Origin of the sequence: Tardiphaga sp. 619_E2_N8_4, from assembly GCF_051810905.1 — a bacterium.
GTDB lineage: Bacteria > Pseudomonadota > Alphaproteobacteria > Rhizobiales > Xanthobacteraceae > Tardiphaga > Tardiphaga robiniae.
In genome coordinates, this window is record NZ_JBPWQJ010000001.1 from 3,943,264 (window position 1) to 3,955,212 (window position 11,949).

At 62.2% G+C, this 11,949-nt stretch carries 14 protein-coding genes; 6 read left to right on the top strand and 8 right to left on the bottom strand.

Annotation, left to right across the window (positions count from 1 at the left end; translation table 11 throughout):
• Window positions 1-5 precede the first annotated feature (5 nt).
• Window positions 6-980, bottom strand: a complete 975-nt coding sequence (locus AB8A23_RS18925; RefSeq protein ID WP_439058570.1) for a Bug family tripartite tricarboxylate transporter substrate binding protein — start codon at window positions 978-980, stop codon at window positions 6-8.
• Window positions 981-1,101: 121 nt separating this feature from the next.
• Between AB8A23_RS18925 and AB8A23_RS18930 the strand changes: the two genes are divergently transcribed.
• On the top strand, window positions 1,102-1,806 hold the full coding sequence (locus AB8A23_RS18930) for a GntR family transcriptional regulator (protein WP_439058569.1): 705 nt from the start codon (window positions 1,102-1,104) through the stop codon (window positions 1,804-1,806).
• 9 nt (window positions 1,807-1,815) lie between these two features.
• Here the strand turns inward: AB8A23_RS18930 and AB8A23_RS18935 are convergent, their stop codons facing one another.
• A complete protein-coding gene (locus AB8A23_RS18935; protein ID WP_439058568.1) occupies window positions 1,816-2,277 on the bottom strand; it encodes an MEKHLA domain-containing protein in 462 nt (153 codons plus the stop codon).
• A gap of 328 nt (window positions 2,278-2,605) precedes the next feature.
• Between AB8A23_RS18935 and AB8A23_RS18940 the strand changes: the two genes are divergently transcribed.
• Window positions 2,606-3,589 (top strand): Bug family tripartite tricarboxylate transporter substrate binding protein, encoded by a 984-nt coding sequence (locus AB8A23_RS18940; RefSeq protein WP_439058567.1) that lies wholly within the window; start codon window positions 2,606-2,608, stop codon window positions 3,587-3,589.
• 30 nt (window positions 3,590-3,619) lie between these two features.
• Entirely contained in the window at window positions 3,620-4,414 is a 795-nt protein-coding gene (locus AB8A23_RS18945; protein WP_068736808.1) for a class II aldolase/adducin family protein, read from the top strand.
• Between the two features lie 133 nt (window positions 4,415-4,547).
• On the opposite strand, the gene AB8A23_RS18950 is transcribed toward AB8A23_RS18945, so the two are convergent.
• From AB8A23_RS18950 to AB8A23_RS18960, 3 genes are all read right to left on the bottom strand, one after another.
• A complete protein-coding gene (locus AB8A23_RS18950; protein WP_093758341.1) occupies window positions 4,548-4,865 on the bottom strand; it encodes an NIPSNAP family protein in 318 nt (105 codons plus the stop codon).
• Between the two features lie 33 nt (window positions 4,866-4,898).
• Window positions 4,899-5,873, bottom strand: a complete 975-nt coding sequence (locus AB8A23_RS18955; protein ID WP_089264010.1) for a Bug family tripartite tricarboxylate transporter substrate binding protein — start codon at window positions 5,871-5,873, stop codon at window positions 4,899-4,901.
• Between the two features lie 218 nt (window positions 5,874-6,091).
• Entirely contained in the window at window positions 6,092-6,991 is a 900-nt protein-coding gene (locus AB8A23_RS18960; protein WP_439058566.1) for a helix-turn-helix domain-containing protein, read from the bottom strand.
• A gap of 334 nt (window positions 6,992-7,325) precedes the next feature.
• On the opposite strand from AB8A23_RS18960, the gene AB8A23_RS18965 reads away from it, so the two are divergent.
• On the top strand, window positions 7,326-7,748 hold the full coding sequence (locus tag AB8A23_RS18965; RefSeq protein ID WP_439058565.1) for a group III truncated hemoglobin: 423 nt from the start codon (window positions 7,326-7,328) through the stop codon (window positions 7,746-7,748).
• Between the two features lie 84 nt (window positions 7,749-7,832).
• Window positions 7,833-8,054: a hypothetical protein gene (locus AB8A23_RS18970; protein ID WP_439058564.1), complete on the top strand. Its 222-nt coding sequence runs from the start codon at window positions 7,833-7,835 to the stop codon at window positions 8,052-8,054.
• A 94-nt stretch (window positions 8,055-8,148) separates the two neighbouring features.
• Here the strand turns inward: AB8A23_RS18970 and yghU are convergent, their stop codons facing one another.
• Entirely contained in the window at window positions 8,149-9,021 is an 873-nt protein-coding gene (gene yghU, locus AB8A23_RS18975) for a glutathione-dependent disulfide-bond oxidoreductase (RefSeq protein ID WP_439058563.1), read from the bottom strand.
• A 194-nt stretch (window positions 9,022-9,215) separates the two neighbouring features.
• Between yghU and AB8A23_RS18980 the strand changes: the two genes are divergently transcribed.
• Complete coding sequence (locus tag AB8A23_RS18980) at window positions 9,216-10,463, top strand: MFS transporter (RefSeq protein WP_439058562.1); 1,248 nt, start codon at window positions 9,216-9,218, stop codon at window positions 10,461-10,463.
• Between the two features lie 20 nt (window positions 10,464-10,483).
• Here AB8A23_RS18980 and AB8A23_RS18985 read toward each other — a convergent pair whose 3' ends face one another.
• Window positions 10,484-10,888 (bottom strand): GFA family protein, encoded by a 405-nt coding sequence (locus AB8A23_RS18985; RefSeq protein WP_092143724.1) that lies wholly within the window; start codon window positions 10,886-10,888, stop codon window positions 10,484-10,486.
• A gap of 96 nt (window positions 10,889-10,984) precedes the next feature.
• A complete protein-coding gene (bla, locus tag AB8A23_RS18990; protein WP_439058561.1) occupies window positions 10,985-11,872 on the bottom strand; it encodes a subclass B3 metallo-beta-lactamase in 888 nt (295 codons plus the stop codon).
• Window positions 11,873-11,949 lie beyond the last annotated feature (77 nt).

The following is an 11,949-nucleotide window of genomic DNA, read 5'->3' on the forward strand; positions in this document are numbered from 1 at the left end:
TGCGGTTATTCTTTCGGGAACGTCTGTGCGGCGACTTTGCCGATCGCGGCGGCGACGCCATCGACTTCCTTGGCGAGCGCATCGCCAGTGAGGTCGTCGACCAGGAAGACGTTCTTCTTGGCGAATTCCTTGAAGCGGGGATCCTGGATGGCGGCGCGGAAAGCCGTGGTCAGCTTGGTGCGGACATCGGCGGGCAGGTTGGCGGGGCCGACCACATAGGCCATCTGCACGACAGGACCGTAAGGGAAGACGTCGATGCCCTTTTCCTTGAATGTCGGAACATCCGGAAACATCTCGAGCCGTTCATTGGCGAAGATGCCGAGCGGCGTAAGCAGTTTTTCCTGGATCTGGCCGAGCGTTTCCGACGGCTTCAACACACCGGAATCGACATGCTGGCCGATCAGGTCTGCGACGACTTTCGAGCCGCCGGTGTAGGGCACATTGACATATTCGACGCCGGCCGCACGTGCCGTCATCGATGCGAAGATGTGGTTGAGATTGTAGTTGCCGGGCGTGCCGATGGTGACCTTGCCGGGCTTCGCCTTCATGTTGGCGATGTAGTCGGGGAGGGCCTTGATCGTGCCGGTGGAAGGCACGAGCAGCATCAGGGGATCGGTCGAGACGCGCGCGATGTGGGTGAAATTGCTGTTGGTGAGTCCGTTCGCTTTGTTCTGGGCGATCAGCGCCAGCGTCGAACTGGTCCCCATGCCGATCGTGTAGCCATCCGGAGCGGAACTCGCGACGCGTTTCATACCGATGACGCCGGTGGCGCCGACGACATTCTCGATCACGATCTTGATGCCGTGCTCGCGCAGGATGGGGTCCAGCGCACGTGCGGCCACGTCGTTGGAGCCGCCAGCATTCCACGGCACGATGAAGGTGATGTCCTTCTGCGGAAAGTTGGATTGCGCGTGAGCAGGCAGGGACCAGCATCCCAATACCAATCCGAGCGCGGCAAAGCTGACGCGTTGAACAAACATTGTTTTCCTCCCATTTTTGGTGTTTGTTATAACAAACATCTTTACGGGTCAATGGAGCAACTCACCGCGGTTGCGGGACATGAATTTGCGGGACTCAATGGGGTGAGGTAGCGAGCAGGGAATGACCGCACTGAAACGGATCGAACGCGAACCGCTCTGGGACTTGGCGCATGCGCAGCTCCGGGACGCGCTGCTGGCTGGCCGTTTCGCGCCGGGCACGGTGCTGACCTTGCGCGCGCTCGCGGAGAGCTTCGGCACGTCGATCACGCCTGTACGTGATGCAGTCACCCGGCTCGTCGCACAGGGCGTGTTGCAGCAGGGACCGCGCAATGCGGCGATCGTCCCGCATCTGACGGCGAGTGAACTCGCGGATCTGACCGTGGTGCGCTGTGCGCTGGAGGGACAGGCGGCGCGGGAAGCCGCGACCCGGCGCAACGCGGCAGGACTCGAACGTCTGAAGTCACTGCTGGCGACGATGCAGTCGCTGATCGCCGCAAAAAATCTCGAAAGCTATCTCGACTATCATCGCCAGTTTCACTTCGAGATCTATGCGATGTCGGGCGTCCCGATCCTCGTCGAGACCATCGAGAATATGTGGCTGCGCTGCGGCCCGGCGCTGTCTTTCGTGATTCCCGAATATGTCGTGCTGCTGAAGGGCTGGGATCACCACACGGCGGCGCTCAAGGCCATCGTCGCAGGCGATGCCGATGCCGCCGAGCGCGAGATTGTCGCCGATATCACCGAGGCCGCCGACTATCTCGCAAGCCTTGCCGATGCCAACGGACAGTTGCGCCGGCCGCTGCGCGAGGCGCTGGCGACGTCGTAGCTGCTGCGCTCACACATCCGTCCATGACGTGAACAGCGCCGCCTGACCGCGTCGCTCGCCGTTCTCGTCTCTCAGTTCCCAGACGATGCCACCTTCGATCCAGAAGCGCCGGCCGGATTTTGCGATCCGCAGGCCGCGATAATTGTCGATGAAGCCGTTACGCGCGACGGCATCCAGCAGGCGCTGGCGCTCGTCGCGGTTCGGCGCTTCTGCCGAGAGGCGCGACGGGATGGTGATGAATTCATCCCAGCCATATTCGAAGCAGCGCTGTGCGGTTCTGTTGGCATAGACGAAGACCGGATCGGCGGCAGTATTATGTGCGAGCACCGCAAATGGTGCGTCGCTGTAGAGCCACGCTGCATCTTGCCCAGGCGCCAACAGGGGCTTCCCGACAGTGCGGAGATAACTCCCGATGAGGAGCTTGAAGAAGGGTGCATCGAGTGCGAAAGCAGGCGGCGTCGGAGCGGTCACGGGACTCTCTCGGGGATAGGCTATGAGGACATAGCCCGCATGGCTCTATACGACATCGGCAGCGAAAGCGGTGCTGACTGCCCCGGAATGCATGGAGCAGCCGTTATCGGTCGGCAGGAAGGATCAGGTCGTGATCAACCTGTTCTCGAACGCCACGGTGCATTGATTCACGGAGACGGTAGCGTCCCGTTCGCCGACTGCGCGTCCCGTTTAATCCGATAGCTGCCCGGCTTATTTAGTCGTCGCATCGGCTGGGCTCTTGTTTTAGCCTCTCCCGAAAATGTCGTTCCAGGCGAAAGCCCAATGGACCGGCGCAAAGGGAGAAAACGTGAGCAACAACAAGAAGGGGCGATGGTTTGCCATCGCCGCGATCCTTGCCGCATCGCTGTTCGCCGTAGCGCCAGGGCAGGCGCAGCAATATCCTGAGCGCAACATCACGATGGTCGTGCCATTTCCGCCCGGCGGAACGACCGACATCGTCGCGCGCATCCTCACCGAACAGCTCAGCACCGAACTCGGCAAGCAGGTGGTGATCGAGAATCGCGGCGGCGCCAGCACATCGATCGGTGCGCAAGTCGTGGCCGGTGCCGACAAGGACGGTTACACGCTTCTATTCGCCAGCGCGACGACCTTCACGACCAACCCGCATCTGCTGGCCTCCATCAAATACAAGCTCGAGGACTTTGCGCCGGTCGCGATGGTCGTGAAGGTGCCGTTTGCCTTCGTCGTGAAGAAGGACTTTCCGGCCGCCGACGTCGCGGCGTTTCGTGCCTATGCGCTGGCCAATCCGAGCAAGGTCAACAATGCCACCAACGGACCGGGCAGCACCGTGCACCTCATGGGTGAGATCGTGGCCCGCGGACTCGGTGTGAAGCTGCAGCATGTACACTATCGCGGTGCAGCGCCGGCGATGAACGACCTGCTTGCGGGCATCGTCGACAGCAATGTGGAGGCGCTGACCAATACCGTGCCAAACCACAAGGCGGGCATGTACCGCGCGCTGGCGGTCTTGTCCGAGGAGCGCCTTCCGCCATTGCCTGATGTGCCGACCTTCAAGGAGCTCGGATTTCCCTCGATCGTCGGCGCGACATGGTTCGCAGTCTTCGCGCCCGCGGGTACGCCGCAGCCAGTTCTGGACAGACTCAGCGCTGCCATCACCCGCATCGTCAAGACGCCGGAATTTGCAAAGAAAATGGAGCCCATCGGCAATCAGCCGTGGCCGATGACGCCGGCGGAACTCGAGACCCATGTGAAGAGCGAGCGCGACCGCCTGGGCAAACTCATTCGTGAAGCCAACATCACGGTCGACTGACCGCGTGAACAAGATCAAGGGAGAACATCAATGAATGCAGCCGTCAGCTCACCCGCCGTGAAAGTCGTCCGTTCGGTGCAAGATCAGGTCAGCCCCGAGGAATGGCAGTCGCGCGTCAATCTCGCGGCCTGCTACCGTCTCACGGCGATGTACGGCATGACCGAGATGATCGCCAACCATATCTCCTGCCGCGTGCCGGGAACGGAAGATCAGTTCCTGATCAATCCCTATGGGATGCTCTATGAGGAGATCGATGCGTCGAGCCTCGTCAAGATCGACCTCGACGGCAACACGCTGTTCAACGCGTCCGACTACGCCGTGAATGCCGCGGGCTTTGTGATCCACAGTGCCATCCACATGGCGCGTCACGATGTCGATTGCGTCGCGCATACTCATACGGTGGCCGGCATGGCCGTATCGGCGATGGAATGCGGATTGCTGCCGGTGGCGCAGACCTGCATGCGCTTCCTTCATGTCGCCTATCATGATTTCGAGGGTATCGCCGACAATCCCGAGGAGCGCGAACGGCTGATTGCGCATCTCGGAAATCACGAAGCGATGGTGCTGCGTAATCATGGCCTGCTGGTGGTCGGCAAGACCATCGCCGCGGCTTTCAACGTGCTGTTCCGGATGGAGCGGGCCTGTCAGGTTCAGGTTGCAGCGCTGTCGTGCAACACCAAGCTCATCACGCCGCCGCAGAAGGTCCTGCAGGATACCTATGACCGCATGAAGCCGCGCGATAATGTTCCGGGCCTCAGTGGCGAACTGGCGTGGCCGGCGCTGCTCCGCAAGCTCGACCGGGTCGATCCGTCCTATCGCAACTGAGCTTGCGCTGGCAGGCTCGGCGACTGCCGGGCTCGCAGGCGCGGCATCCACCTGATGAACAGAAGGGATGCGCAGCATCAAGAATGCGGCGCATCGTAGGTTCGGCAGTCAGATGCCGCGACTACAGGTCCGCCTACGGCTTGAAGAACGATACCGGCGTCATCAACTGGTTGTCCTGGCTGATGAGATAGGCGGCCTCGGCGCTGATCTTCAGGTAGTCGGCCCAGGCCGGGTCCTTCTGCAGCGCCTGGCGCTTGGCCTCACGATCGGCTGCGCTGTCATAAACCCAGATGTGCATGTAGCTGTTGACGTTGCCGGTCTCAATTTGCGCGTAGGCGAGTGGCTTGCCCAGATGGCGGCTCTGGATCTCGTAGCCGTGCTCGGCATACAGCGCCAGGTGTTTCTTGATCGTGCCGGGGCGGCAGGTGTAGGTGCGAACGTCAAGCAGCATGGGGTTTCCTCGAGCGGTGGCGGATCAATAGGGTCATTCGGCGGTGGCGCCGGACTGCGCGACAAGCACGGCCCAGCGCGCCACCTCGTCGTTCACGTATTTCTGGAATGTCGCCCGATCGTCGCCGACGGGGTCGGCGCCGAGCCCTTTGAGCCGCTCCTGGACAGCGGGGTCAGCCACGCTCTGAACAATGGTCTGCGCAAGCTTCTCGACGATAGCGGGGGGCGTGCCGGCCGGTGCGAACAGGCCGAACCACGAGCGCGCGTTCATGCCGGGGAACGGCGTTTCTGAGAAAGCGGGCACGTCGGGCAAGGCGGCGTGACGCGTGCTGCCCGTCACCGCCAGCGCCTTGAGCTTGCCACTCTGCACCAGAGAGAGAACTTCGGGCAGGTTGGCGAACATGATCTGCACTTGGCCGCCGATCATATCGTTGAGCGCCTGCGCGCCGCCCTTGTAAGCGACGTGCGTGATCTTCGCACCAGCCAGTGTGCTGAATTGCTCGCCGGACAGATGGGACGCGGTGCCCACGCCGCCCGATGCATAGTTGACGCTCGCGGCATTGGCCTTGGCGTAAGCGGCGAGTTCGCTCACCGAATTGACCGGCACCGACGGGTGCACCACCAGCAGCAGGGGCACCGACGCCAGGTTTGACAAGGCCGCGAAATCGCGCGTGAGGCTGTAGCTGAGCTTCTGGTAGAGCGATGCATTGATCGCGTGGCTCGATGTGGCCATCAGCAGCGTATAGCCGTCGGGCTCCGAGCGCGCCGCCGCGGCACCGCCGATATTGCCGTTGGCGCCGGCCTTGTTTTCCACCACGATCGACTGGCCGAGCCGTACCGACATGGCTTGCGCCACGGTGCGCGCGATCACGTCGGTGGCACCACCGGCGGCGAACGGCACGATCACGCGCAGGGGACGTTCTGGATAATCGGCCATCGCGCTGACTGAGGTGAGGGCCAATGCTGCGGCCACGACGAGGCTCCGCAACGGGATGATTGCTTTGTGCATTTTGTTTCCTCTGCCTCTTGTTTTTATGTCCTGCCGACGGCGCGCTCCGCAGATGCGGGGCGGTCGTGGCGGTGGGCGTCATGCCATGCCGACCTGCGCATACAAACGCGCAGGTGGCGATGGCAGCGCCCGGTCAGGCGTCCATGCGGGACACTCTATGCAGCCGCGCGGCGACGGCGCTAGGACGGATCAGACGTTGTGTTGGACTTTTTCGCGTGTCAGTCCAGTGGACGGCAATGCTTCCTCCGGAAGTCGCCCGGCGTGAGGCCGGTCTGCTTCTTGAAGAAGCGCGCGAAGTAGGCCGGATCCTCGATATTGAGGCGGAACGCGATCTCGGCGATGCCCGTTTCGGTGTTGCTGAGCCAGCGCTTGGCTTCGAGGACCACGCGCTCCTGCACCACCTGGCTGGCCGTGCGCGCCACAGTGCGCTTGACCGCATCGTTGAGCTGGCGCTCGCTCACGCCAAGCGCCTCGGCGTACTGGCCGATGGTACCGAAGCGCAGGTAGTGCGTTTCCACCAGCATCGCGAAACGGCGCGCGAGCGCCTGGTGTGGACCAACGCCACCAGCGGGCTCGTTGCCGGGGCACACACGGCGCAGGCGCGTGAGCAGGATCAGCAGGCTGGCCCGCACCACATCGGGAAATCCCGGCTGGCGATCGCGTGCCTCACGCTCCATCTCGCAGAGCAGTGGCAGCATGCCGTCATGCTGGGCCTGCGTGAGATAGAGCGCGCTATTGCCGCGCGCAGGGTGGAAGAACGGAAGTTTCGCGACATCTTCGGCGCGCGGAAACATCCGCGCGAAGAAGTCGGTGCTGAAGTTCAGCACGTAGCCGTGAGGCTTGACCGATGACGTCCAGGCATGGACCTGGCCCGGCGAAAGAAAGAACACTGAGTGGTCGCGCACGTCGAAATGCGCGAAGTCGAGTGTGTGCGTGCCGCTCGCCCGGGTCATCCAGAGCAGATGGTAGTAGTTGTGCCGGTGCAGGAAACCGCGCGGGATGTCGTCGCGGTCCTCCAGTCGTACGAGGTCGAAGTAGAACGAGCCTTCGCCCGCGAAATCCGAGGTTTCAAAGGTCGGAAACTCGCCGGAGCGGGCGGAGAGGAGAGCTTCGGGCAAGTGAAGGTGTCCTTGCGGTTTCGGGGCACGGTTATCAGCGTCATCCTATCGCAAAAAGCCGGAGAGTACCGCGTGTTGGCGAATGCGACACTGGACGGTCTCTCCGAGGAGTTCGGCAGCTCTATAAGAATTCTGGGTGCCGCTCCATCACACCCGGGAAGTTGCGTCGGGGGATGCTCCTGCAGGCATTTTATGGCGTTCGCTCGGAATGGGACCTGATGGAACGGACGCAGACGGCGGGTCGTCGCAACTGAGCTTGCGCTGGATCAATTGCAAAACGGATTTCGGGCGATGGCGGTTGCCGAGCTGGCCGCCGTCGCCTACATCAGGGCGCATGACGCAGACCTCCGAAATCGGCTTCACCAGCTTCCAGCCTTCCCTGAATGAAGAGAATATCGCGCTCCTGGTGCAGACCTTTTACGGCCGTGCCCGCGAGGATGATTTGCTGGGGCCGATCTTCAACAGCGCGGTGACTAACTGGGATCATCACATCGCGCAGATCAGCGATTTCTGGTCGTCGATGATGCTGAAGACCGGCCGCTACAATGGCCGGCCGATGCGTCCGCATCTCGTGCTGCCGCTGAAGGGCGAACATTTCGATCGCTGGCTTTTGCTGTTCGAACAGACCGCGCGCGAGATATTTCCGGCTGAGGTCACCGAGGCCTTCCTGATCCGCGCGCGCCGTATCGCTGACAGTTTCGAGATGGGCGTTGCCTCTGTGCGCGGCGAAATCGCTGCGCCGCGACATAGCGTTTAAGCGGTAGGCACGTGATGCATAGCCGGTCTTGCGAGAGCCCGTGGTTGCGCTAGGCTGCAGCTCCAACAAACCGGGAGTCGGTCCATGAAACGTCTGTCTGTCCTCGTTCTCTTGAGCCTGTTCAGTACTGCGCCCGCAATGGCGCAATCCTGCAACGCCGTCAGCGGCGACGGCAAGCCGCTCGCGGGCGCTGCCAAGAAGAGCTTCATGAAGAAGTGCTGCGAGGACAACGCCAAGAGCGCCGAGGGCAAGCCACTGGCCGGCGCCGCCAAGACCTCATCGGTCAACAAGTGCATGAAGGGCTGAGGCTGCTGCCTCACGCATCCAGACGCGCAAAAGCCCCGCTCGCGCAGGGCTTTTCGATTCCGGGCTGAAGCGACGTCAACTCGAAGTCTTCGTCTCAGCTCTTCGCTTCGAGCTTGTCCTGAGTCTTCGTGTCGAAGTCGCTGGCGTCATGGCGTTCGCGCAACTGGCCGGCCGGGTCGCCCGAGGTGCGATTGACCATGCGACCGCGCTTCACGGCAGGTCGTGCCGCGATGGTCTTGGTCCAGCGCTGCAGGTTCTTGTAGCTCTGCACATCGAGGAAAGTGCCGGCATCGCCATAGATCGCATTCTCTGCGAGGCCGCCATACCAGGGGAACACCGCCATATCGGCGATCGTATAATCCTTGCCGGCGAGATACTCGTTATCGGCGAGGCGACGGTCCAGCACGTCGAGCTGACGTTTCGTCTCCATGGCGTAACGATCGATGGCGTATTCGATCTTGGTCGGCGCATAGGCATAGAAATGGCCGAAGCCGCCGCCGAGGAAGGGGGCGCTGCCCATCTGCCAGAACAGCCAGGACAGGCACTCGGCGCGTTCCGGGCCGCCCTTTGGAAGGAAGGCGCCGAATTTCTCGGCGAGATGCACCAGGATCGCGCCGGATTCGAACACGCGAAACGGCTTGTCGCCGCTGCGGTCGATCAGAGCTGGAATCTTGGAATTAGGGTTCACATCGACGAAACCCGAACCGAACTGGTTGCCGTCGATCCGGATCAGCCAAGCATCGTATTCCGCGCCTGTGTGGCCGGCTGCGAGCAGTTCCTCGAACATGATCGTGACCTTCTGGCCGTTCGGCGTCGCCAGCGAATAAAGCTGGAACGGATGTTTGCCGACCGGGAGCTCCTTCTCATGGGTGGGACCGGCGATGGGCCGGTTGGTCGAGGCAAATTTACCGCCGTTTTCCTTGTCCCAGGTCCAGACTTTGGGAGGCGTGTAGGGGGCGTCGGTCATGTCAGGCTGGCTCCGGAAAAGGGGCAGGGTTGATGGTTGCCGGGGACAGGTAGGGATGAATGCAATTGCATGCAAGATGGCGAGGCGTCCTATGCCGGAAGCCGCCTTGTGCCGGGTGAAGACATGCGATGTAACGAGTCTGCGCCGTAATTGCCGATGGCGGCGTTTCCCTCCGTCCGAAGATTCCCCTCCCGATGAGCGACACCCCAGCGCAGACCGTCGGCGCATCGCCCACCAAACGATCCTTCGCGGCGCTGCATCACCCGGGATTCCGCGCCCAATTCATCACCTATGTGCTGGCCATGATGGCCGACAATATCGAGCATGTGATCAGCTACTGGGTGGTGTTTCAGAAATTCCAGTCGCCCGCGCTCGGTGGGTTTGCCATCGTCTCGCACTGGCTGCCGTTCCTGCTGTTCTCGGTCACATCTGGCGCGCTGGCGGAGCGGTTCGACCCGCGGCGCGTGATCCAGTGCGGCATGGCGCTGTTCATTCTGGCATCGCTGGGCTGGGGCTATTTCTTCATCACTGATACGCTGCAGATGTGGCAGGCCATGGTGCTGCTGGTGATCCATGGCTGTGCCGGCGTGCTGTGGCAGACGCCGAACCAGATGCTGCTCTACGACGTCGTCGGTTCCGCCGACCTGCCGAGCGCGGTGCGCCTGAACGCCATGGCGCGCTATCTCGGCGTGATGGTTGGCCCTGCGGTCGGCGGCGTGATCCTGCTCGCGCTGGGTCCGGCCTATGGCATCATGCTTAACATCATCTTCTACCTGCCGCTGGTGCTGTGGCTGATCAAGGCGCCCTATGGTCCGCGGTTTCGCACCGGCGCGCCCGCGCCTCAGCGTGCCGTGCGGGGCTTTGCGGACATCGTCCAGACCATGCGCGACGTTCGCCACCGTCCGGTGATCGTCTCCATGATCGCGCTGGCCGGCGCGGCATCGTTCTTCGTCGGCAACGCCTATAGTTCACAGATGCCGGGCTTTGCCAGTGATCTCGGCCATGGCGATCCCGGCATGTCCTACAGCATGCTGCTGGCGGCCGACGCAGCCGGTGGCCTGCTTGCCGGCCTGGCGCTGGAGGGCAGGCAATTGCTGGCGCCGAAGCCGCGCACAGCGATCATTCTGGCGCTGCTCTGGTGCGGTGCGTTGGCGATCTTCGCGCTGACCGGTCACTACGCCATTGCGCTGGTGTTCCTGTTTGCGGCGGGATTCCTCGAATTGTCGTTCAACGCCATGGCGCAGAGCCTTGTGCAGCTCGATGCACCCTTGGACAAACGCGGCCGCGTCATCGGTCTGTTCAATATGGCGAGCCTGGGTCTGCGCGCCTTCAGCGGCATCTCGGTCGGCGTCGTCGGCAGCATGATCGGGATCCATTGGTCGCTGGCGCTGTCGGCGCTGGCGACCATGGTGGTTGCAGCGGGTTTGCTGGCGCTGCCCTAGCGAGGAAAAACCTCGGCGTCCTACCAGTCGACCAGCCGGTCGTCGCCGCCGAACGCAGCCGGCATGGCGGCGTAATGTGGCAGGCCGTCGCGGACTGGAGCGATCGCCTCGCTGCAATTGATATGCAGGCTCGGCTTGAACGCGTCCCCGAGCAGATAGCCGTTGATGCTGCGCATGCCGATCCCGTCGAGCTCGATAATCAGCCGCGTGGCACACTTTGCGCAACTGAGGCGCGGGGTCGTCTTCAGCGCGAACGACGTCGTGTCGCCTTGTACGACTTCAACGCCGTCAGCCGGATAGACGGCCTCGGCCACATAAGCCGCGCCGTGGACGGTCTGGCAGTCGGCGCAGTGGCACCAGAAATGGGCGATGGGGTCGGCTGAAATCCTGAGCTTCACGGCGTTGCAGGGGCAGGCGAGTTCCATGGGCGCACCTCATCTGATGCGCAAAACTACCAGCCGACCGCAATCGCCGACAACTGCCGCGGCTTGCGACAAATCGCTCGCCGCGGCTGGCAGTCGCTATTTGCCGCTTTGCAGCGCAGCCGTTTGCTTGGCGAGCTGCTTGTCGAAATCCTGTTCGAGCACTGCAGCGTAAGCGGCAAGCTCGCCCGGTTTCACGAACGGATTCGGCGCGCCGTCCTTCATCGCCGCGCGCTTGGCCTGCATGCCATAGACTTCCGGATGCGGTCCGAGCAGCACGTCGATCTTCATGGCTTTGGCCTTGGCATAGGTCGACCGATAATCGTCGACGATGCCGGTATGGGTTGGATTGCCGACAAGCCGGTTCAGCGCCACGGTGCCGCTGCAGAAGAACAGGACCTCACGGTTCTCGCTGCCGTCCTTCACGGTCATCTCCCAGCTCGTGCAGCCCGGCGAATGACCGGGCGTCGCATGCGCCGTCAGCGTGGTGCCGCCGAGCGTGACCTTGTCGCCTTCGGTGACGGTGCGATCCACCTTGACCGGCGGGAAGCCGATATCGGTGTTCTTTTCATCGCCCGGATAGGTGCCGCTCTCGAGCAACGGCTTGTCCCGTAGGCCTGCGATCAGTTGCGCGCCGGTGTCCTTCTTGATCTCCGCAAAACCGCCAGTGTGATCGAAATGGGCGTGGCTGTTGAGGATGATCTTGATATCGGTTTCCTTGAAACCGAGCTTCGTGATGTGCTCCTTGATCATCCCCGTCGATTGCGGGACGCCGGTGTCCATCAGGATCAGACCGTCGGATGTCTTGATGAGATAGACCGCGATGCCGTCGGTGCCGACGTAATAGATGTTGTCGATGAGCTGAAAAGGCTCGAATGGCGCGGTCCACTTGACCATCACCTGCGCTAGAAAATCCTTGACGGTCTGTGCCTGCGCGTTGCCTGCAAATAGCGCCAGAACGCAGATGGCTCCTGCGAGCGTCTTCATGATGGCCTCCCGGTTCGATTTTTATTGGTTCTTTTGAACGCCAGGATTGAAGCGCGATTTGGGCGGATGGCTCAAGC

What these genes read in the sequence shown, in the direction of transcription:
- AB8A23_RS18925 (WP_439058570.1), bottom strand. Translation starts at nt 980, where the DNA reads ATGTTTGTTCAACGCGTCAGCTTTGCCGCGCTCGGATTGGTATTGGGA.
- yghU (WP_439058563.1), bottom strand. Translation starts at nt 9,021, where the DNA reads ATGACCGACGCCCCCTACACGCCTCCCAAAGTCTGGACCTGGGACAAG.
- AB8A23_RS18985 (WP_092143724.1), bottom strand. Translation starts at nt 10,888, where the DNA reads ATGGAACTCGCCTGCCCCTGCAACGCCGTGAAGCTCAGGATTTCAGCC.
- AB8A23_RS18980 (WP_439058562.1), top strand. Translation starts at nt 9,216, where the DNA reads ATGAGCGACACCCCAGCGCAGACCGTCGGCGCATCGCCCACCAAACGA.
- bla (WP_439058561.1), bottom strand. Translation starts at nt 11,872, where the DNA reads ATGAAGACGCTCGCAGGAGCCATCTGCGTTCTGGCGCTATTTGCAGGC.
- AB8A23_RS18955 (WP_089264010.1), bottom strand. Translation starts at nt 5,873, where the DNA reads ATGCACAAAGCAATCATCCCGTTGCGGAGCCTCGTCGTGGCCGCAGCA.
- AB8A23_RS18970 (WP_439058564.1), top strand. Translation starts at nt 7,833, where the DNA reads ATGAAACGTCTGTCTGTCCTCGTTCTCTTGAGCCTGTTCAGTACTGCG.
- AB8A23_RS18950 (WP_093758341.1), bottom strand. Translation starts at nt 4,865, where the DNA reads ATGCTGCTTGACGTTCGCACCTACACCTGCCGCCCCGGCACGATCAAG.
- AB8A23_RS18945 (WP_068736808.1), top strand. Translation starts at nt 3,620, where the DNA reads ATGAATGCAGCCGTCAGCTCACCCGCCGTGAAAGTCGTCCGTTCGGTG.
- AB8A23_RS18930 (WP_439058569.1), top strand. Translation starts at nt 1,102, where the DNA reads ATGACCGCACTGAAACGGATCGAACGCGAACCGCTCTGGGACTTGGCG.
- AB8A23_RS18965 (WP_439058565.1), top strand. Translation starts at nt 7,326, where the DNA reads ATGACGCAGACCTCCGAAATCGGCTTCACCAGCTTCCAGCCTTCCCTG.